Origin of the sequence: Streptomyces adelaidensis (genome assembly GCF_016598475.1) — a bacterium.
Lineage (GTDB): Bacteria > Actinomycetota > Actinomycetes > Streptomycetales > Streptomycetaceae > Streptomyces > Streptomyces adelaidensis.
In genome coordinates this window covers 102,385-121,313 of record NZ_JAEMUX010000014.1, presented here as the reverse complement: position 1 = coordinate 121,313, position 18,929 = coordinate 102,385, and the positions used below count along the sequence as shown (strand labels likewise).

The 18,929-nt window shown below is 71.2% G+C and carries 15 protein-coding genes; 9 read left to right on the top strand and 6 right to left on the bottom strand.

From position 1 onward, the window contains the following. Position 1 precedes the first annotated feature (1 nt). Positions 2 to 601, top strand: coding sequence for a TetR/AcrR family transcriptional regulator (locus I8N67_RS11275; RefSeq protein ID WP_200302673.1), 600 nt, complete (start codon positions 2 to 4; stop codon positions 599 to 601). Between the two features lie 3 nt (positions 602 to 604). Here I8N67_RS11275 and I8N67_RS11270 read toward each other — a convergent pair whose 3' ends face one another. From I8N67_RS11270 to I8N67_RS11250, 5 genes are all read right to left on the bottom strand, one after another. Then, positions 605 to 1,303, bottom strand: a complete 699-nt coding sequence (locus I8N67_RS11270) for an ATP-binding cassette domain-containing protein (protein WP_200302671.1) — start codon at positions 1,301 to 1,303, stop codon at positions 605 to 607. Further along, a complete protein-coding gene (locus I8N67_RS11265) occupies positions 1,300 to 2,328 on the bottom strand; it encodes an ABC transporter ATP-binding protein (RefSeq protein ID WP_234045471.1) in 1,029 nt (342 codons plus the stop codon). Before I8N67_RS11265 ends, I8N67_RS11270 begins: the two co-directional genes overlap by 4 nt. After that, positions 2,318 to 4,087 (bottom strand): ABC transporter permease subunit, encoded by a 1,770-nt coding sequence (locus I8N67_RS11260; RefSeq protein WP_200302669.1) that lies wholly within the window; start codon positions 4,085 to 4,087, stop codon positions 2,318 to 2,320. Before I8N67_RS11260 ends, I8N67_RS11265 begins: the two co-directional genes overlap by 11 nt. Further along, positions 4,084 to 5,580 (bottom strand): ABC transporter substrate-binding protein, encoded by a 1,497-nt coding sequence (locus I8N67_RS11255; protein WP_200302668.1) that lies wholly within the window; start codon positions 5,578 to 5,580, stop codon positions 4,084 to 4,086. Before I8N67_RS11255 ends, I8N67_RS11260 begins: the two co-directional genes overlap by 4 nt. Before the next feature lie 400 nt (positions 5,581 to 5,980). Further along, positions 5,981 to 7,168, bottom strand: a complete 1,188-nt coding sequence (locus tag I8N67_RS11250; protein WP_200302702.1) for a PucR family transcriptional regulator — start codon at positions 7,166 to 7,168, stop codon at positions 5,981 to 5,983. A 191-nt stretch (positions 7,169 to 7,359) separates the two neighbouring features. Between I8N67_RS11250 and I8N67_RS11245 the strand changes: the two genes are divergently transcribed. The 3 genes from I8N67_RS11245 to I8N67_RS43815 all read left to right on the top strand — a co-directional run bounded on the left by I8N67_RS11245 (position 7,360) and on the right by I8N67_RS43815 (position 10,523). Further along, positions 7,360 to 8,340: a proline dehydrogenase family protein gene (locus tag I8N67_RS11245; protein ID WP_200302667.1), complete on the top strand. Its 981-nt coding sequence runs from the start codon at positions 7,360 to 7,362 to the stop codon at positions 8,338 to 8,340. Between the two features lie 30 nt (positions 8,341 to 8,370). After that, positions 8,371 to 10,011, top strand: a complete 1,641-nt coding sequence (gene pruA, locus I8N67_RS11240) for an L-glutamate gamma-semialdehyde dehydrogenase (protein WP_200302666.1) — start codon at positions 8,371 to 8,373, stop codon at positions 10,009 to 10,011. Between the two features lie 380 nt (positions 10,012 to 10,391). Further along, positions 10,392 to 10,523 (top strand): hypothetical protein, encoded by a 132-nt coding sequence (locus I8N67_RS43815; RefSeq protein WP_005479955.1) that lies wholly within the window; start codon positions 10,392 to 10,394, stop codon positions 10,521 to 10,523. A gap of 68 nt (positions 10,524 to 10,591) precedes the next feature. On the opposite strand, the gene I8N67_RS11235 is transcribed toward I8N67_RS43815, so the two are convergent. Next, complete coding sequence (locus tag I8N67_RS11235; protein WP_200302665.1) at positions 10,592 to 12,163, bottom strand: purple acid phosphatase family protein; 1,572 nt, start codon at positions 12,161 to 12,163, stop codon at positions 10,592 to 10,594. Between the two features lie 167 nt (positions 12,164 to 12,330). Here I8N67_RS11235 and I8N67_RS11230 point away from each other — a divergent pair, with 167 nt between their 5' ends. From I8N67_RS11230 to cimA, 5 genes are all read left to right on the top strand, one after another. Next, the gene (locus tag I8N67_RS11230; RefSeq protein ID WP_200302663.1) at positions 12,331 to 13,374 is read left to right on the top strand and encodes a 3-isopropylmalate dehydrogenase; all 1,044 of its coding nucleotides are present in this window, start codon (positions 12,331 to 12,333) and stop codon (positions 13,372 to 13,374) included. Positions 13,375 to 13,621: 247 nt separating this feature from the next. Next, positions 13,622 to 14,710: a branched-chain amino acid aminotransferase gene (locus I8N67_RS11225; RefSeq protein ID WP_200302661.1), complete on the top strand. Its 1,089-nt coding sequence runs from the start codon at positions 13,622 to 13,624 to the stop codon at positions 14,708 to 14,710. Positions 14,711 to 14,812: 102 nt separating this feature from the next. Continuing rightward, a complete protein-coding gene (locus I8N67_RS11220) occupies positions 14,813 to 15,565 on the top strand; it encodes a TolB family protein (RefSeq protein ID WP_200302659.1) in 753 nt (250 codons plus the stop codon). A gap of 45 nt (positions 15,566 to 15,610) precedes the next feature. Then, complete coding sequence (locus I8N67_RS11215; protein WP_200302657.1) at positions 15,611 to 16,804, top strand: TolB family protein; 1,194 nt, start codon at positions 15,611 to 15,613, stop codon at positions 16,802 to 16,804. Between the two features lie 351 nt (positions 16,805 to 17,155). Beyond that, the gene (gene cimA, locus I8N67_RS11210; protein ID WP_200302655.1) at positions 17,156 to 18,760 is read left to right on the top strand and encodes a citramalate synthase; all 1,605 of its coding nucleotides are present in this window, start codon (positions 17,156 to 17,158) and stop codon (positions 18,758 to 18,760) included. The last annotated feature ends 169 nt before the right edge of the window (positions 18,761 to 18,929 follow it).

Here is an 18,929-nt window from a genome sequence, read left to right as displayed (position 1 = left end):
CATGGGACACCGTGAGGATCTGCTCGAAGGCGCCAAGCGCTGCCTGCTGGAGAAGGGCTTCGTGCGTACGACGGCGCGCGACATCGTCAAGGAGTCGGGGACGAATCTGGCGTCGATCGGCTACCACTACGGCTCGAAGGACTCGCTGCTGGCGCAGGCGTATGTGGCGCTGGTCGGTCAGACGTCCGAGGCCTTCGACTCGGGAGAGGCGGTCACGAGCGGTACCGAGCCAGGGTCCATCGAACGGTTCCGGGAAATGTGGGCGAACGTCATCGACACCATGCGGCGGCCGGGTTCGATCTGGCGGCTCAGCATGGAGATCATCGTCATGGGCGACCAACTGCCCGAGGTACGGGACCACTTGTCGCTGGCCCAGCGGGAGGCGGGGCGCGGTCTGATCCCGATGCTCATGGGCGGCCGGGAGGAGGACGTCTCCGAGAAGGACATCGACACCCTCGGCAAGTTCCTCTTGACCCTGATGACGGGGCTCATCGCCCAGTGGACCTTCGACCCGCCGAGCGCCCCCGAGGCGGACGAACTCGTCGAGGGGCTCCGCCGGCTCATCGCGGCGACGGAGCAGGCGGACAAGGCGGCCAAGTGAGGGCTACGCCGGCACGAGTCTTCCGGTGCGCATCTCGATCGAGCGGTCCGCGAAGTGGCGTACGACTGCTCGGTCGTGGCAGATGAACAGATAGGCGAGGCCCAGTTCGTCCTGGAGGTCGGCGAGCAGGTTCAGGACGCCGGCCCGGACGGACGGGTCGAGGGCGGACACCGGCTCGTCGAGGACGAGGAGGCGGGGCTCGGAGGCCAGGGCGCGGGCGATGCCGACGCGCTGGCACTGGCCGCCGGAGAGTTCGTGCGGGAAGCGGTCGCCGTAGGCCGGGTTCAGGCCGACGCGGTCCAGGAGTTCGGTGACCCGGGCGGGGCCCGTGGGGTCCCAGCGGCCCTGGACGCGCAGGGGTTCCGCCACCGCGTCGCGGATGCGGTGGCGGGGGCTGAGTGAGCCGTACGGGTCCTGGAAGACCGGCTGCATCCGGGGGCGGAGGGGGCGCAGCTCGCGTTCGGTCAGGGTCGTCAACTCCCGTCCCTCAAAGCGGACTTCGCCTCCGTCGGGGCGGCGCAGCTGGAGCACCGCGGCGACCGTGGAGGACTTGCCGCAGCCGGAGGGGCCGTTCAGGGCCAGGGTCTCGCCCGCGTCCACCGTGAAGGAGACGTGGTCGACGGCGGTCACCGCGCCGTAGCGGACGACCAGGTCCTGTACATCGAGCAGGGCGTCGGTCGGATGGGGCGGAGCGTCGTTCATGCGGGCTGCTCCAAAAACAACTCGGTCGCGGGGTGCGGCACTTCGTCCCAGCGGTGGCAGGTGACCTCGTGGCCGTGGTCCGTCGTCCACGGCTGTGGTTCCTCGTGGTGGCAGCGGTCCTCGGCCAGCGGGCAGCGGGGTGCGAAGGCGCAGCCGGGCGGGAGGGCGTCGGGGGCGGGCGGGGAACCGGGGATGGCGGGCAGCCGACGGCGACGAGCACCGCCCACGCCATGACTGTGGCCGTGGCCGTGGCTGTGGCCGTCGACGTCGTCCGGCGGCAGGGAGGCCAGCAGGCCCGCCGTGTACGGGGCCCTCGGGCGGCTCAGCACCACCTCCGTCGGGCCCTGTTCGACCTGGCGGCCGGCGTACATGACGAGTACGCGGTCGGTGTGTTCGCGGACCACCGCCAGGTCGTGGGTGACCAGGACGAGCGCGGCGCCGACCGCCTCGCGCTGCTCACCGAGGACCCGGAGGACCTGCTCCTGGAGTTCCGCGTCGAGGGCGGTCGTGGGTTCGTCGGCGACGACCACGTCGGGTTCGTTGATCGTCGCCATGGCGATCACGGCCCGCTGGCGCATACCGCCGGAGTACTCGTGCGGATACGCCCGCGCCTTGCGTACGGCGTCGGGAATCCCCACCCGGTCGAGCGCGGCGACCGCCCGGGCGCGGGCCTCCTGGCGCGAGACGCGGGCCACCGACCGCACGGCGGCGGTCAGTTGGTCGCCCACGGGGTGCACGGGTGAGAGCGCGGAGAGGGCGTCCTGGGGGACCAGGGCGATACGGCGGCCACGCTGCGCGGCGATGTCGGTGTCACCGCGCAGCCGTACGGTCCCGCTCGTCGTCGCGCCCCGGGGCAGCATGCCGAGCAGGGCCCGGGCGGTGAGGGACTTGCCCGCGCCGGACTCGCCGACGAGGGCGAGCACCTCACGCTCGTGGACGTCGAAGGACAGCCCGCGCACGGCCGCCACCCCGTCGAATGCGATCCGCAGCCCACGCACCGACAGCAGCACGTCGTCAGACGTCAACGGGGGTTCCTTTCTCTCCACTCTCTCCACGTACACCTTTTCGCGTACGTGTACGCCCTTCCGCGTACGCCGCCCCCGACACCGCGAGCCCGGCCAGCAGCGCCAGGGCGACCGCCGGGGCCAGGGCCGCCCAGGGGGCGCGTTCCACGTAGGCGCGGGACTCGTCGAGGAGCAGTCCCCACTCGGGGGTGGGCGGCTGGGCGCCGAGGCCGAGGAAGCCGAGGGAGGCGAGGGCCAGGGCGATGCCGGGGAGGCGGAGGACGGCGTGGCGGGTGACCGGGGCGGCGACCGACGGGAGGACGTGGCGGGTGAGGATCCACCACGGGCTCGCGCCGATGGCCCGTTGGGCGGTCAGGAACATGGACGCGCGGACCTCCTGCGTCAGCGCCGCCGCGTGCGCCGCCAGCGGGGGCCAGGAGATCAGCGCGACGGCGAGGGCCGCGCCGCCGGTGCCGGGCCCGGCCGCCGCGGCGACGAGGATGCCGACGATCACCGGGGGCAGCGCGTTGGCGATGTCCGCCGCGCCCGCGGCCACGCCGGGCAGGAAGCCGAGGGCCAGGGAAAGGAGCAGGCTCAGGGCACAGACCGCCGCCGCCGTGCCCACGGTCGAGGCCGCGCCGTGGCCGAGGCGGGCCAGTACGTCACGGCCGAGTCCGTCCGTGCCGAGCGGATGCGCCCAGGACGGGGGGAGGAGACGGGCGGACGTATCGACGGTGAACGGGTCGCGCAGCAGGCCCCAGCCGATGGTGATGAGGAGGAGTGCGGCCAGGGTCAGCGGCACCGCCGGGTGGGTGCGGACCGGGCGGGCCGGGGGGAGGGTGAGGCCCGCGTCGCGCAGGGCCGGACCGAGGAGGCGGCGTCGGGCGAGGGCGGACAGGGCGCCGGCGACCAGGCCCAGGGCGAGGAGGGCCAGGACCGAGCCCTGGAGGAGGGGGAGGTCCTGGGACTTGGCCGCGCCCAGGGCCGTACGGCCGATGCCGGGCACCGCGAACACCGTCTCCACGGCGACCGCGCCACCCGTGAGGCCCACGGCGGCCATGCCGAACTGCGGGACGAGCGGCGGCAGTACGCGCCGGAGCGCCGCCGCCGAGATCCGCGCCCGGCTCACGCCCGCGCCCCGCCAGAGCTCCACCCAGCGTTCGTCGAGCACGGCGGGCAGCGCGTCCGCGACCAGGCGGCCGAGCAGACCGCCGGCCGGGACGCCGAGCGCGATGGCGGGCAGCACCAGGTACTCGGGCCCCGCCCAGCCGGACGTCGGCAGCCAGCCCAGCCACACCCCGCAGATCAGCAACGCCACCGTGGCCAGCAGGAACTCGGGCACGGCGGCGAGCATCGCGGCGAACGCGCCGGCCGACCCCCGGCCGCGTACGAGCACGGGCGCGACCAGCGCGCAGGCCAGCAGCACGGCCACGGCGAAGGCGGCGCCCATGAGGCCCAGGGAGACCTGGAGGCCGGCGGTCACCGAGGGAAGGACGTCCGTCCCCGACACCCAGGACGTGCCGAGGTCGCCGCGCAGCAGGCCGGAGCCCCAACTCCCCAGTAGGGAAAGGGGACCGGCGCCCAGGCCGAGATCGTCCCGGATCGCGGCCAGCGCCTCGGCCGTCGCCTCCTGCTCGGCGGACCGGGCGCGCAGCACGGTCAGCGCGGGGTCGCGGCCGGACAGCCACGGCAGCAGGCCGACGGCGGCCAGGACGGCGACGAGACAGACGACGCGGGTCGGCCCGGCCGGACCGACCGACTTCCATACCGCTCTGGTCACTTGAGGTACGTGTCCGCCGTGACCAGCTCTCGCTCGCGCGGGTCGTGCGCCGCGTCCACGACGTTCGCCGCGTCGCCCTGGATGACGCGCTCGTGGAGCATGGGCACGGCGGCGTCGGTGGTGAGGACGGCGGCCTCGGCGTCGATGACGGCCTTGCGGCGGGCGTCACCGGCGGCCGTGTCGGCGGCCTTGTCGAGGGCGGTGTCGACGGTCTTGTCGGCGAGCTGGGAGATGTTGAAGGAGCCGTCGGAGGCGAAGTCGCTGTAGAGGTACGCGGCCGGGTCGCCGGAGTCGAGGACGGTCGCCCGGGAGAGGATGAACGCGTCGAAATCGCCCGCCAGCGCGTCGGATTCGATGTTGGCGTACTCGCGCACGTCGAGCTTCACCTTGAAGCCGGCCTTCTGCAGCTGCTGCTGCAGCGTGGCCGCGACCTCGGGCAGCTCGGCGCGGTCGGTGAACGTGCCGATGGTGATGGACTTGCCGGCCGGGTCACCCGCCTCGGTGTGCTTCACCGTCGACCGCAGTTCGGCGGCCCAGGGGAGCGCGGGGCCGAGCAGCCCCTGCGCCACATCCGCCCGCCCCTCGTACACGCCCTCGACGATCGACTTCGCGTCGACGGCCTCGCGGGCGGCGGCGCGCAGCGAGGCGTTCTTGAAGACGCCCTTCTCCGTGTTCAGGTAGAGGGTGTTGGTGCGGGGCATCGGGACCTCGGTGATCAGATCCTGGTCGAGCACCGCGGCCTGCGACACCGGGACCGCCTCCACGATGTCGGCCTCGCCGCTGCGCAGGGAGGCCGCGCGGGCGGTGCCGTCCGGCACGAACCGCACATCGATGCCGGGGGCCTTGGCCTTGCCGCCCCAGTAGGCGTCGTAGCGGTCGAGGGCGGCGGAGGAGGTGCCGTTGACCCCGGTGAGCTCGAAGGGGCCGGTGCCGGCGCCGACCGGGTTCACCGTCTTCCCCTCGTACGCCTTCGCCGCGAGGATCGACAGCTGCGGTGAGCTGAGGCGCTGCGGGACCAGCGGGTCCTCGGTGCCGGTGGTGACCGTGACGGAGTTGCCGTCGGCCGTCGCGGTGAGGTCCACGCCGTCGAGGATGCGGGGCTTGGGGGCGGCGGTGGCCGCCTCCGTGAGGGAGTTGACCACGGCCTCGCCCGTCAGCTCCGTACCGTCGTGGAAGGTGACGCCGTCCCGGAGCGTGAACGTCCACTTCTTGCCCGACTGCTTCCACCCGGTGGCCAGCGCGGGCTGCGCGTCGCCCTCCGCGTCCAGCTTCACCAGGGTCTCGGCGGTCGACCAGCGCGACAGTTTGAACGCGTCGTCGGACAGCGGCGACAGGCCCGAACGGGGCGGCTGCATCATCGCCAGACGTATCCGCTTGCCTTCACCCGAGGCAGCGCCCTCGTCGGCGCCCGTCGACGAGAAACAGCCCGTGAGCAGGGCGGATGCCGCGGTCGTGACCGCGGTGAGGGGGAGGAATCGGGCTGGGAGACGCACGGGACACTCCGAGTAAAGGCGTGGTCAAAGGTTGAACGTGCACCGACCGTAGCATGATGACAATCATTTTCAGAAGTGTGCTTTTGTGCCACGGCGACGGCCACGGCGACGGCCATGGCGTGGCCAATGCCTGGAGGTTCCTTTTGATCGTTGGCACTGACTCCTGCGGAACACTGAAGTCCGGGCTTTGTGCGCAACGCGGGTGTCGGGCGGCGATGCGCAATCTTGGTCCGATGGGCGGTGTTTGACGTCCTTCACGACGGCCCGGTAGTCCGGCCCGGCGCCTCGTACTGGTGGAACAGAAAGGTGCCGTCGTTCGGACAGCGGGAATTCGTGGACGACGTCCGTGAGCGGTACTCGGTCGAACTCAGGGAGGTCGATTAGAGGCACGTGCCGGAGTTCAGAGCCGCGCCCCCTTCAGCGCCATGTGCAGCAACAGCCGGTCCTCGCCGTCGTCCAGGTCCAGGCCCGTGAGTTGTTCGACGCGGGAGAGGCGGTAGTAGAGGGTCTGGCGGTGGATGCCCAGTTCGGCGGCGGTGCGGCCGGCCTGGCCGGCGCGGTCGAGGAACACCTCTGCGGTGTGGGCGAGTTCATGGTGGGCGGGGGACAGGAGGGTGCGCACTGAGGGGTCCTGGGGGGTGTCGCGGGGGAGGGCGGTGAGGAGGCGGTACGGGCCGATGGAGCGCCACTCGGCGACCGGGCCGAGGCGGGGCTCCGCCAGCACCGCGCGCGCCGCCGCCGAGGCCTCGCGCCAGGCGGTGCCCAGGTCGGCGAGGCCCGTGCGGGCGCTCGCGACGCCGGCCGCCGCGTGGGCGCCCGCGCGTTCCAGGACCCGGGCGGCGGCCGTGAGCGCCGGGGCCGGCACGTCCGCCGAGCGGAGCCGCACCAGCAGGGCCAGGCCCTGGCCCGCCGCGCCGCACGGCACCGTGCACAGCGCGATCGCCCCCGGCACCGTACGGAACGAAGGGGCGTCCTCCGGGGCGGGGGACGGCCAGGGGGCCACGCACACCATCGTGTGGACGCCGTCGCCGCGGGGGCCGAGGGCCGTGCGCAGTTCCGCGACCGCCATGTCGTGCTCCCAGCCGCGCTCGGCGGTGAGAACCGCGCGCAGCTCGCGGGTGAGGTCGGCGCCGGCCTGGGCCTCGTCCCCGAGGAGGGCGCCGATGCGGGAGGCGACCGCCATGGCGGCGGACAGCTGTACGTCGGTGGGGCCCGGATCGCCGTCCAGCAGCCAGACGTAACCGAGGACGACACCCCGATGGCGTACCGGGAGGCAGATACGGCCTCGGAGGACCCCGGCCTCGGAGGCGGGTGGGATGCGGACGGGGGCCGTCGCCCGGGTGATGCCGTAGCCCTCGAACCAGGCGCGGACGGCCGCCGTCGAGCGGCGGGTCAGGATCGAGCGGGTGCGGACCGGGTCCAGGGCCGACGGGTCGAGATCGCCCTCACTGTCGTACGCGCCGAAGGCGATCAGCTCGAAGTCGCGGTTCTCCAGCGTCGCCGGGGCGCCGAGCAGCCCCGAGATCTCGTCGACGAGCTCCTGGTACTCGCCGCGCCCGCCACCGCTGTTACCGCTCGCACCCGTCATCGTCGCCACCGCCCACGTCCGCGCCCGCCTCGAAAACGTCCGTCACGCGGGCATTCTCCCGCGGTTTCACCGTCCTTCATACAGATGTCTGAGATCCAGGGCACGAATGCGTGACAGCTGTCGATGGCCGACGATCGGAGGGATCCTTAGGTTTCACGGTGGTTCTATCTGCTGGTTTGTGGAGGTGCCCCGTGCTGGGTCCCGTGATTCTTGCCGCGTCGCGCAGCGACCGGATGCGACGCCTGGTCTCGGCGGCCCCGGTGACCAAGCAGGTCGTCGACCGCTTCATCCCCGGTGAGACGGTCGACGAGATCGTCCCGATCGTCCGGGCGCTCACCGACCGGGGCCTGGAGCTGACGATGGACGTCGTCGGCGAGGACATCACCACGCCCGAGCAGGCCGCCGCCGCCCGGGACGCCTATCTGGAACTCGTCGACCGGCTGAAGGGGCTGGAGCTGGGTACCAGGGCCGAGATGTCCGTCAAGCTGTCGATGTTCGGCCAGTCCCTCCCGTCACCCACCACCGCCCTCAACCGAGAGCCCTTCGGACTCGCCCCTACATTCAACGGCGGCCACGAGCTGGCCCTGGCCAATGTCCGCCCGGTCGTCGAGGCTGCCGCCGCCATCGGTACGACCGTCACGCTCGACGCCGAGGACCACACCACCCTCGACTCGATGTTCGCCATCCACGAGGAGCTGCGGAAGGACTTCCCGCAGACCGGCTGCGTCATCCAGGCCTACCTCTTCCGCACCGAGGCCGACGCCCGCCGTCTCGCCGGGGCCGGCAGCCGGGTGCGGCTCGTGAAGGGGGCGTACAAGGAGCCGGCCGACGTCGCTCACCAGCACAAACACGAGATCGACAAGGCGTACGTCCGGATCCTGCGCACCCTGATGGACGGCGAGGGCTACCCGATGATCGGCTCCCACGACCCGCGCCTCATCTCCATCGCCCAGGAACTCGCCCGGCAGGCCGACCGCAAGCTCGACGAGTACGAGTTCCAGATGCTGTACGGCATCCGCGGCGACGAACACCTCCGCCTGGCCGCCGAGGGCCACCGCATGCGCGTCTACACGGCCTACGGCACCGACTGGTACGGCTACTTCATGCGCCGCCTCGCGGAGAAGCCCGCCAACCTGCGGTTCTTCGCACGAAGCTTGATCACCAAGGGCTAAGCACACCGCTCAGTAAGGAGTTCGGAACCCATGGACGCTGTGACCCAGGTCCCCACCCCCGTCAACGAGCCGGTGCACGGCTACGCCCCCGGCTCGCCCGAGCGCGCCCGTCTGGAGGCCAGGCTGAAGGAGCTGGCCGAGAACCCGGTCGACCTGCTCATGACGATCGGCGGCGAGCAGCGGATGGGCGGCGGCGAGCGCTTCGACGTCGTACAGCCGCACAACCACAAGGCACGCCTCGGCACCTACGGCAACGCCACCCGGCAGGACGCCCAGGACGCCATCGACGCGGCCCTCGCCGCCGCGCCCGCCTGGCGCGCGATGTCCTTCGACGACCGCGCCGCGATCATCCTGCGCGCCGCCGAACTGCTCGCCGGCCCCTGGCGCGAGACGTTGGCCGCCTCCACCATGCTCGGCCAGTCGAAGACCGCCCAGCAGGCCGAGATCGACTGTCCCTGCGAGCTGGTCGACTTCTGGCGCTTCAACGTCAAGTACGCCCGTGACCTGCTCGCCGAGCAGCCGCCGGCCAACTCGCCGGGCGTCTGGAACCGCCTCGACCACCGCCCGCTGGAGGGCTTCGTCTACGCGATCACGCCCTTCAACTTCAGTGCGATCGCGGGCAATCTGCCGACCGCCCCGGCCCTCATGGGCAATGTCGTCGTCTGGAAGCCGTCCCCGACCCAGACCCACGCGGCCGTCCTGCTGATGCGGCTGCTGGAGGAGGCGGGCATGCCGAAGGGTGTCATCAACCTCGTCACCGGCGACGGCATCGAGGTCTCCGAAGTGGCGCTGGAGCACCGTGATCTCGCGGGCATCCACTTCACCGGGTCGACGAAGACCTTCCAGTACCTGTGGAAGACGGTCGGCGCGAACATCGAGAAGTACCGCTCGTACCCGCGGCTGGTCGGCGAGACCGGCGGCAAGGACTTCGTGGTGGCCCACCCGAGCGCCGACCGTGCCGTACTGAAGACGGCCCTCACCCGCGGTTCCTTCGAGTACCAGGGCCAGAAGTGCAGCGCGACCTCCCGCGCGTACATCCCGGCCTCCATCTGGAACTCCGGCTTCAAGGAGGAGTTCGCGGCCGAGGTCGACGGCATCACCATGGGTGATGTCACCGACCTGTCGAACTTCGTCGGCGCCGTCATCGACGAGCGCTCCTTCGCCAAGAACAAGGCGGCGATCGACCGGGCACACGCCGACCCGTCCTGCACGGTCGTCGCGGGCGGCACGTACGACGACGCGGTCGGCTACTTCGTCCGCCCGACCGTCGTCGAGTGCACCGACCCGGCCAACGAGGTCTTCACCACCGAGTACTTCGGCCCGTTCCTCGCCGTGCACGTGTACGACGACAGCACGGCCGACGCGTACGACGAGATGCTGACCCAGATGGAGTCGGTCTCCGCCTACGCCCTGACGGGCTCGGTGATCGCGGGCGACCGCGCGGCGGCGGCGTACACGATGGAGAAGCTCCGCTACGCGGCCGGCAACTTCTACATCAACGACAAGTCCACCGGCGCCGTCGTCGGCCAGCAGCCCTTCGGCGGCGGTCGCGCCTCCGGCACGAACGACAAGGCCGGCGCCCCGCAGAACCTGATGCGCTGGACCCTGACCCGCGCCGTCAAGGAGACGCTGGTCGCGCCGACGGACTACGTGTACCCGCACATGGGCTGACAGCGGGCGAGGCAGCGGGCGAGGCAGCGGGCGAGGCAGAGGCGAACGGGCCGGGTCGTTCACGATCCGGCCCGTTCCGTCGTTCCCGCCGGAGGAAGAAGGCACAGGTCAGCGCGGTGTGACCCAATCCACCGTCTCAGATAGTAGGAAGTCCGACTAACTGTGGAGACAGATGCGCCGGCCTCGCCTAGCTTTGTAGGAGCCGAACGTATCGCTCGACCAAGCGAATGGCGGTCGTGAGCCGGAGCCCGAGGCAGGCAACCCCTGCGGCCCCGCTCCCCGCCCCACCTGGGGGCACCTCCCACGCCCATTAGGCAGTGGGGGAGTCTCGTAACCCCCCGTTTCCGTACTCCGGACTGCCTCGAAGGAGTCGATTCCCCATGGCCGAGACGACCGTCCGCCGCCGAGTCCGCCACGTTTCCCGGACGACCGAGTCCGACCGCAAGAACGCCGCCGCCGCGCTCCAGCGCGCCCTCGACCGCAGGGACAACGGCGGCTCGACCGGGCACTGAGCGCCCGGCACCCCTTCAGCCGGGAGCCGCACCCGTTCGGGGTGCGGTGCGGCCCGTGGGTGGACGACTCACGCGCCGCGCCGCACCTCGAAGTGATCGATGCGCGCTCCGGTCTGGGCGAGTGCCGAGACCTTGAGACGGGGAGCGGTGCCCGCCTCCACCTCCACCGACAAGAACGAGAAGCCGGTGTAGCGCACCCGCGACCACTCCACCGTCTCGGACTTCTGCTCGCGTTCCTTCGTCCAGTGGTACGACTCCACGGACTCACGCTCGTCGGTCCTGCCCTCGTAGCTGTCCGCCACGCCCTCCGGGAAGCCGTACAGCTCCTTGCCGGCCCCGCCCGCCGTGACGTACACCGTCCCGTCCCGCGTCGGATCGGTCGACGCGCCCACCGGGACCCGCTTGCCCACCCTGCCGCCCTTGATGGCGTCGGTGCGCTCGTAGACGTGGTTGTGGCCGTTGATGACGAGGTCGACCTGGTGCTTGGTGAAGAGCGGCAGCCAGGTGTCGCGCAGGCCCCCGTCCGAGGCGTGCGTGGACGTCGAGTACACGCAGTGGTGGAAGAAGACGACGACGAAGTCCACCGCGTCGGACGCCCGCAGCTCGCCGAGGCGCCGGTCCAGCCACTTCGTCTGCTTCCCGTCCGTGTAACCGAGGTTGGCGGGGATCTCGTACGACACGTCGTTCGCGTCGAGGGAGACGACGCCGACATTGCCGTAGACGAAGGAGTAGACCCCGGGCGCCTTGCGCGGGTCGAAGCCGTTCTCCGGCAGTGACCAGCGGGCGAGTTGGCCGCCGTAGCCGTCGAGGGAGTACCAGGCCTCCATGTCGTGGTTGCCGTACGAGACCATCCACGGCACCGACTTGGCGACCGACTCGGTCTGGGCGAGGAACTGGTCCCAGACGCGGGCGTCGTAGACGTCGCCCTCCTCGCCGTGGCCGGTGGTGTCGGCGTAGCAGATGTCACCGGCGTGGAGGTGGAAGGCCGGGTTCTGGCCGAGGATCACCTGGTCGTTGGCCAGGGCGTCGTAGCTGACGCCTTGGTCGCCGAACGCGGTGAAGACGAAGGACTCCGCCTTCGCCGGGGCCGTGGTGAAGGTGCCCAGCGTCTCCAGCCGGTCGGCCGGGTCGAAGCCCTCGTGGCCGACCCCGTAGTAGTACGTCGTGCCGGGTTTCAGGCCGTCGAGCGCCGCGTGCAGGTAGTACTGGTCGACCGAGGGCAGCATTTCCGACAGGGACGGGGTGCGCAGGTCGCGCAGCTCGGCCTCGATCTTCCGGCTCAGCTCCCAGGGTTTCAGCCCGACCCGGACGTACGGCTGCTTGACGGCGAACGGCACCTGCCAGGAGATCCGCATCTGCGTCTTCGGATCCGCGCCGAAGGCGAGCCGGCGGCCGAAGGGGACGACGACCGAGCCGTGGACCCTGCCGGTGGCGGCGGCCGGCGCGGGCGGGGACGACCGCTTCCTCGCCGGCTCCTCCTCGGACCCCGAGCAGCCGCCGACCAGCAGCCCGCCCGCCATCGCGCCCGCGGTCGCCAGGGTGCCGCGCCGGGAGAGCTTCGTGCGCAGGTACTCGTACTGTTCCGGCATGCTGAGCCGGCGCGCGAGCCGCTGCGGGATGCCGAGGTTCGGGGTGTCCATGGCTGTTCAACTTCCCAGCAGAGGCCAACTCCCGGCAAACGCACGGGTGAACGCCAGTCAACGGATTGGAGCGAACGTCACACTAGCGGGTCCCTCGCCTGCCCCTTTCGCGTCCAAATCGCGGACAGTCCGTGTCATTCCCTGGGACCGAGGAGTACGGTGCCGTCATGTCTCGCAGCCTCAATCTCGCAGTGATCCCCGGTGACGGCATCGGTAGGGAAGTCGTGGCCCAGGGGCTGAAAGTCCTCTCCGCCGTCCTTCCGCAGGATGTGAAGCTGGAGACCAAGGAGTACGACTTCGGCGCCAGGCGCTACCACGCCACCGGTGAGACCCTCACCGACGCCGACGTGGCCGCGCTCAAGCAGCACGACGCGATCCTGCTCGGCGCGATCGGCGACCCGAGCGTCCCGTCCGGGGTCCTGGAGCGCGGCTTCCTGCTGAAGCTCCGGTTCCTCTTCGACCACCACGTCAACCTGCGGCCGAGCAAGCTGCTGCCGGGCGTCGAGACCCCCCTCAAGGGCCAGCCCGAGATCGACTTCATCGTGGTCCGCGAGGGCACCGAGGGCCCGTACACCGGCAACGGCGGCACGATCCGCAAGGGCACCCCGCACGAGGTCGCCACCGAGGTCTCCGTCAACACGGCGTTCGGTGTCGAGCGCGTCGTCCGTGACGCCTTCGCCCGTGCCCAGGCCCGCCCCCGCAAGAAGCTCACGCTGGTCCACAAGAACAACGTGCTGGCCTTCGCCGGTCACCTCTGGACGAACATCTTCAACCAGGTGGCCGAGGAGTTCCCCGACGTCACCACCGACTACATCCACGTCGACGCCGCGACGATCTACCTCGTCACCGACCCGGCCCGCTTCGACGTGATCGTCACCGACAACCTCTTCGGCGACATCATCACCGACCTCGCCGCGGCCGTCTCCGGCGGCATCGGCGTCGCCGCCTCCGGGAACATCAACCCGAGCGGCGAGTTCCCGTCCATGTTCGAGCCCGTGCACGGCTCGGCCCCGGACATCGCCGGCCAGGGCAAGGCCGACCCCTCCGCCACGGTCCTGTCCATCGCGCTGCTCCTGCGCCACCGCGGCTACGAGGCCGAGGCCGCAGCGATCGAGGAGGCCGTCTCCGCCGACCTCGCGGAGCGCGTCGGCAAGCCGGCCCGTACGACGGACGAGATCGGCGACGCCCTCGCCGTACGAGTAGCCGGCTGACCTGCCGCGCTCGAAACGCTTCGAAGCCGCCGGGTCGCATCAGCACCCGGCGGCTTCCGCATGTCCCCGCCGGGTGTCACCATCATCCCTGGGTCGCATTCACGCCGTTTTCTTCCGCCCGTTCCTCTTGCGATAATCGAACGCGGAGCCGCGGAGTGAGGGAATGCTCGGACGTCCTGACACTGGCCACTGGCCGTACGGATGTGAGCGCGGCCCGTCACACACAACCGGTGAAGGACAACCACTCATGACGACGCCCACGATCGAGCTCAAGCCCTCGGCCTCGCCACTCTCCGACGCGGAGCGCGAGGCGATCCTCGCCAACCCCGGGTTCGGCCGCCACTTCACCGACCACATGGTCGTCATCAAGTGGACCGAGGGCCGCGGCTGGCACGACGGCCAGCTCGTCCCGTACGCGCCGCTCTCCCTCGACCCGGCCACCATGGTCCTGCACTACGCGCAGGAGATCTTCGAGGGGCTGAAGGCCTACCGCCGGCCCGACGGGAGCGTCGCCACCTTCCGCCCGGAGAAGAACGCCGAGCGCTTCCGGCTCTCCGCGCGTCGGCTCGGTATGCCGGAGCTGCCGGTCGACACGTTCATCGAGGCGTGCGACGCGCTGGTGAAGCAGGACCGGGCCTGGGTCCCGGCGCACGGCGGCGAGGAGTCCCTCTATCTGCGCCCGTTCATGATCGCCACTGAGGTCGGCCTGGGCGTCAAGCCGGCCAACGAGTACCTCTTCCTGGTCATCGCCTCCCCGGCCGGCGCCTACTTCCCGGGCGGCGTGAAGCCCGTCTCCATCTGGGTCTCCGAGGATCACGTCCGTGCCGTCCCCGGCGGCGTGGGCGACGCCAAGACCGGCGGCAACTACGCCGCGTCCCTGCTCGCCCAGGCCGAGGCCGCCGCCGAGGGCTGTGCACAGGTCTGCTACCTCGACGCGGTCGAGCGCAAGTGGGTCGAGGAACTCGGCGGCATGAACCTGTACTTCGTGTACGGCGACCGCATCGTCACCCCCTCCCTCACCGGCTCGATCCTGGAGGGCGTCACCCGCGATTCGCTGCTGACGCTCGCCGCCGACCTCGGTTGCACCGCCGAGGAGGGCCGCATCTCCATCGACCAGTGGCAGGCCGACGCCGAGAGCGGAGCCCTCACCGAGGTCTTCGCCTGCGGCACCGCCGCCGTCATCACCCCCGTCGGCACGGTCAAGCGCACCGGCGCCGCCTGGCAGCAGTCCGGCGGCGAGCCCGGCCCCGTCACCCTCAGGCTCCGCGACGCCCTGCTGAACATCCAGCGCGGCACGGTGGAGGACACGCACGGGTGGATGCACGAGCTGGGCTGAGCGTGGTCGCCTGCGGCTGAGCTGAGCCGCTGAGTTTCGGGAGCCCGCCCTGGACGTCGCGTCCGGGGCGGGTTTCCTGTGCGCGGCTCGCGGACAGCGTATGTGTACGACCGCGTGACCGGCGAGACCCAGCAGCTGTGGCCCGCGCAGGTGCCGGACGACACGAGCTACGAGCTGGGCACCGTGCGGGCGATCAGCACCGACGGCCGTCATGTCGCATACGTGATCGGCAACCGCGACGGCAACCAGGGCTCCCGCGTGCTGTACGTCCGCGATCTGGCCACCGGTACCGACGAGCGCATCACCTCGCTGCCGCCCGAGGGCATGATCGACCGGGTCAGGCTGAGCGCCGACGGCCGCACCGTCGCGTGGGACGTGATCGTGCTCACCGGATCGGCCTCGGGCGCGCTCGGCCGCGTCTACGTCAAGGACCGGCGGACGGGCGTCATCCACCCGGTCTCCGACCCCGAGGCCCCGTCCACCCTCGCACAACTGTCCGATGATGGCCGCCGGGTCCTCCTCACCACGACACCGGCCACGTCACCCACCCCGGGCACACCCCAGCCGTACGTCCACGACCTGCGCACCGGGCGCACCGAGCCGGCCGGGCCCGAGGGCAGTACGGCGGTCGCCGGCGACGCCACCGCCCGCCATGTCCTGCTGACCCGCGACGGCGCACTGCCCCTCCTCGACCGGCGCACCGGCGCGCACCGGCCCGTGACCACGGCCGGCACCGCGCTCCCGGACGCGGTCACCCGTCACGGCCGCGCCGTGGTGTTCACCTCCACGGCTGAGGACCTGGTCGAGGACGACACCAACGGGGTCGCGGACGTGTTCATCAAACGCGGTCACTGACCGGACCGACAGACCGATGGGCAGCACCACAAGGGGGAACAGATTTTGTACGCCGGCACTCGTACACACACCGCACTCACCGTCGCAGCCGCCGTCGCCGCCACAGTCGCCCTGACCGGGCTCTCGGCGAGCGCCGCGCCCAACGCCCCGCACACCCGACCGATCAGCGTCACCCCGGAGGGAAAGGCGGGCAACGGCGCCTCCGGGGACATCGTGATCAGCCGCGACGGCCGGTACGCGGCCTTCTCCTCGTCCGCCACGGACCTCGTGCCGGGCAAACCGGGCGGAGTCTTCGTCCGCGACCTGCGCACCGGGAAGCTGGAGCGCGTCGCGGGCGGCAGCGGCCCGTCGATCAGCGCCGACGGCCGGTACGTCGCCGTCGCCGGCTCCTCCGAACTGCTCGACCGGCGCACCGGCCGGACCGAACGACTCGACACCGGCCTCCCGGCCGGATTCTCCGCCTCCGGTGAACTCACCCTCAGCGCGAACGCCCGCTACGCCGCGTTCGTCGCGTCCGGCGACGAGGGCTACGTGGTCTTCCTGCGCGACCGCGTGCGGAAGACCACCGAGCGGATCAGCCACCCCAAGCCGACCTGGGAGCCCCGCGACGCCGGAAAGCCCTCGGTCAGCGACGACGGCCGATACGTCGTCTACGACTACCGGTACGCGGGCGGCCCGCGCGGCGACGACTGGGGCGACATCTGGATGTACGACCGCGCCAAGGGCACCCGCACCCAGATCGACCGCTCGTACGACGGCTCCACGACCGAGCGCGAGTCCCTGGAGCCGTCCCTCAGCGGCGACGGCCGCAGCGTCGTCTTCGAGTCGGCCGACACCCATCTGGTCCCGGACGACAGGGACAAGAGCTGGAACGTGTTCGTGCACGACGTGGCCTCCGGCGCCAACAAGCGCGTCCGGCCGGCGGCGGGCACGGCCACCCGGGAGTCGTACACCCGGCTGCCCGCCGTCAGCGCCGACGGCCGGTACATCACCTTCACCGTGTACGTCGAGAAGCCGGGCGGCGGCACGGCGTACCCCGTGTATCTGCGCGACCTGAAGACCGGCTCCACCGCCCTGGTCTCCCCGGACCCCGCAGGCGGCGTGGCCTCGGCCACCGTCGAGCCGGGCGGGATCGCCGACGGCGGACGCCGGATCGCCTTCTGGTCGTACGACGGCACCCTCACCCCCGCAGGGGACACGAACGACGACCGGGACGCCTTCGTACGCCACTTGAGGTGAACGGGGGTCGAATGACGTGAACGTGGGCCGATCCGAGTCGATCAGCGCGCTGTTCGCATCCTGAGACGGACGGTGAGCATGGGGGCGGATTGTGCCAGACTGCCCCCGTGCTCTCGTTCGCCACGATTATTGGCAGCAGGCGCGCCGGTCCGCAGTGACCGCCACGTACGACCAGGTACGGGCGGACATCGTCGTCTTCGACCCGCGCGCAGACCTCTCGCACCCGCGAGGGGTTTTTCGCTTTTCTGGCCCACCTTCAGCCGGGAGCGCAGCGTGAGGGACCATGGGAGAACGGTGGAGCCGGTCATTCCGGTAAAGACCGAGATCGAAATCCTCAGGAGCCTTGAGACCATGACGGAAACCAGCGAGCTCGACGACTCGTTCCACGTCTTCGACACCACCCTGCGCGACGGCGCCCAGCGCGAGGGCATCAACCTCACGGTCGCGGACAAGCTGGCCATCGCACGGCACCTGGACGACTTCGGCGTCGGCTTCATCGAGGGCGGCTGGCCCGGCGCGAACCCGAGGGACACCGAGTTCTTCGCCCGGGCGCAAAAAGAGATCGACTTCAAGCACGCCAAGCTCGTGGCCTTCGGCGCGACCCGCCGCGCGGGCGGCAAGGCGAGCGAGGACCCGCAGGTCAAGGCCCTCCTGGACTCCGGCGCCTCGGTCATCACGCTCGTCGCCAAGTCCCATGACCGGCATGTCGAGCTGGCGCTGCGCACCACCCTCGACGAGAACCTGGAGATGGTCCGCGACACCGTCTCCCACCTGCGCGAGCAGGGTCGCCGGGTCTTCGTCGACTGCGAGCACTTCTTCGACGGATACCGCGCCAACCCCGAGTACGCGAAGTCGGTCGTACGCGCCGCCTCGGAGGCCGGCGCCGACGTAGTGATCCTCTGCGACACCAACGGCGGCATGCTCCCCGCCCAGGTCCAGGCCGTCGTCGCCACGGTTCTCGCCGACACCGGCGCCCGGCTCGGCATGCACGCCCAGGACGACACCGGCTGCGCGGTCGCCAACACCCTGGCCGCCGTCGACGCCGGCGCGACCCACGTCCAGTGCACGGCCAACGGCTACGGCGAGCGCGTCGGCAACTCCAACCTCTTCCCGGTCGTCGCCGCCCTGGAGCTGAAGTACGGCAAGAAGGTCCTGCCCGACGGCGCGCTGCGCGAGATGACCCGCATCTCCCACGCCATCGCCGAGGTCGTCAACCTCACCCCGTCCACGCACCAGCCGTACGTCGGTGTCTCGGCCTTCGCGCACAAGGCCGGCCTGCACGCCTCCGCGATCAAGGTCGACCCGGACCTGTACCAGCACATCGACCCCGAGCAGGTCGGCAACACCATGCGGATGCTGGTCTCCGACATGGCGGGCCGCGCCTCCATCGAGCTCAAGGGCAAGGAACTGGGCGTCGACCTCGGCGACGACCGTGAGCTGGTCGGCCGGGTCGTCGAGCGCGTCAAGGAGCGCGAACTGAGGGGCTACACGTACGAGGCCGCCGACGCGAGCTTCGAGATCCTGCTGCGCGACGAGGTCGCGGGCAAGCCCCAGCGCTACTTCCGCACCGAGTCCTGGCGGGCCATCGTCGAGGACCGCCCCGACGGCAGCCACGCCAACGAGGCCACCGTCAAGCTGTGGGCCAAGGGCGAACGCCTCGTCGCCACCGCCGAGGGCAACGGCCCGGTCAACGCCCTCGACCGCGCCCTCCGCGTCGCCCTGGAGAAGATCTACCCCCAGCTCGCCAAGCTGGAGCTCGTCGACTACAAGGTCCGCATCCTTGAGGGCAAGCACGGCACGAACTCGACGACCCGCGTCCTCATCTCCACGACCGACGGCACGGGCGAGTGGTCCACGGTCGGCGTCGCCGAGAACGTGATCGCGGCGTCCTGGCAGGCGCTGGAGGACGCGTACACGTATGGGCTGCTGCGGGCTGGGGTGGAGCCGGCGGAGTAGGCCGGCAGGTCGGGGTACGTCGTCGGCCGCGGCTGAGCGGGGGCTGGTCGCGCCGTTCCCCACGCCCCCAAAGGCGAAAAGCGCGGGGCGCAGCCCCTGCTCTTTCAGGGGCGCGGGGAACTGCGCGAGCAACCACAACGCACCCGCAGCCGCCAACGCACCCCGACCA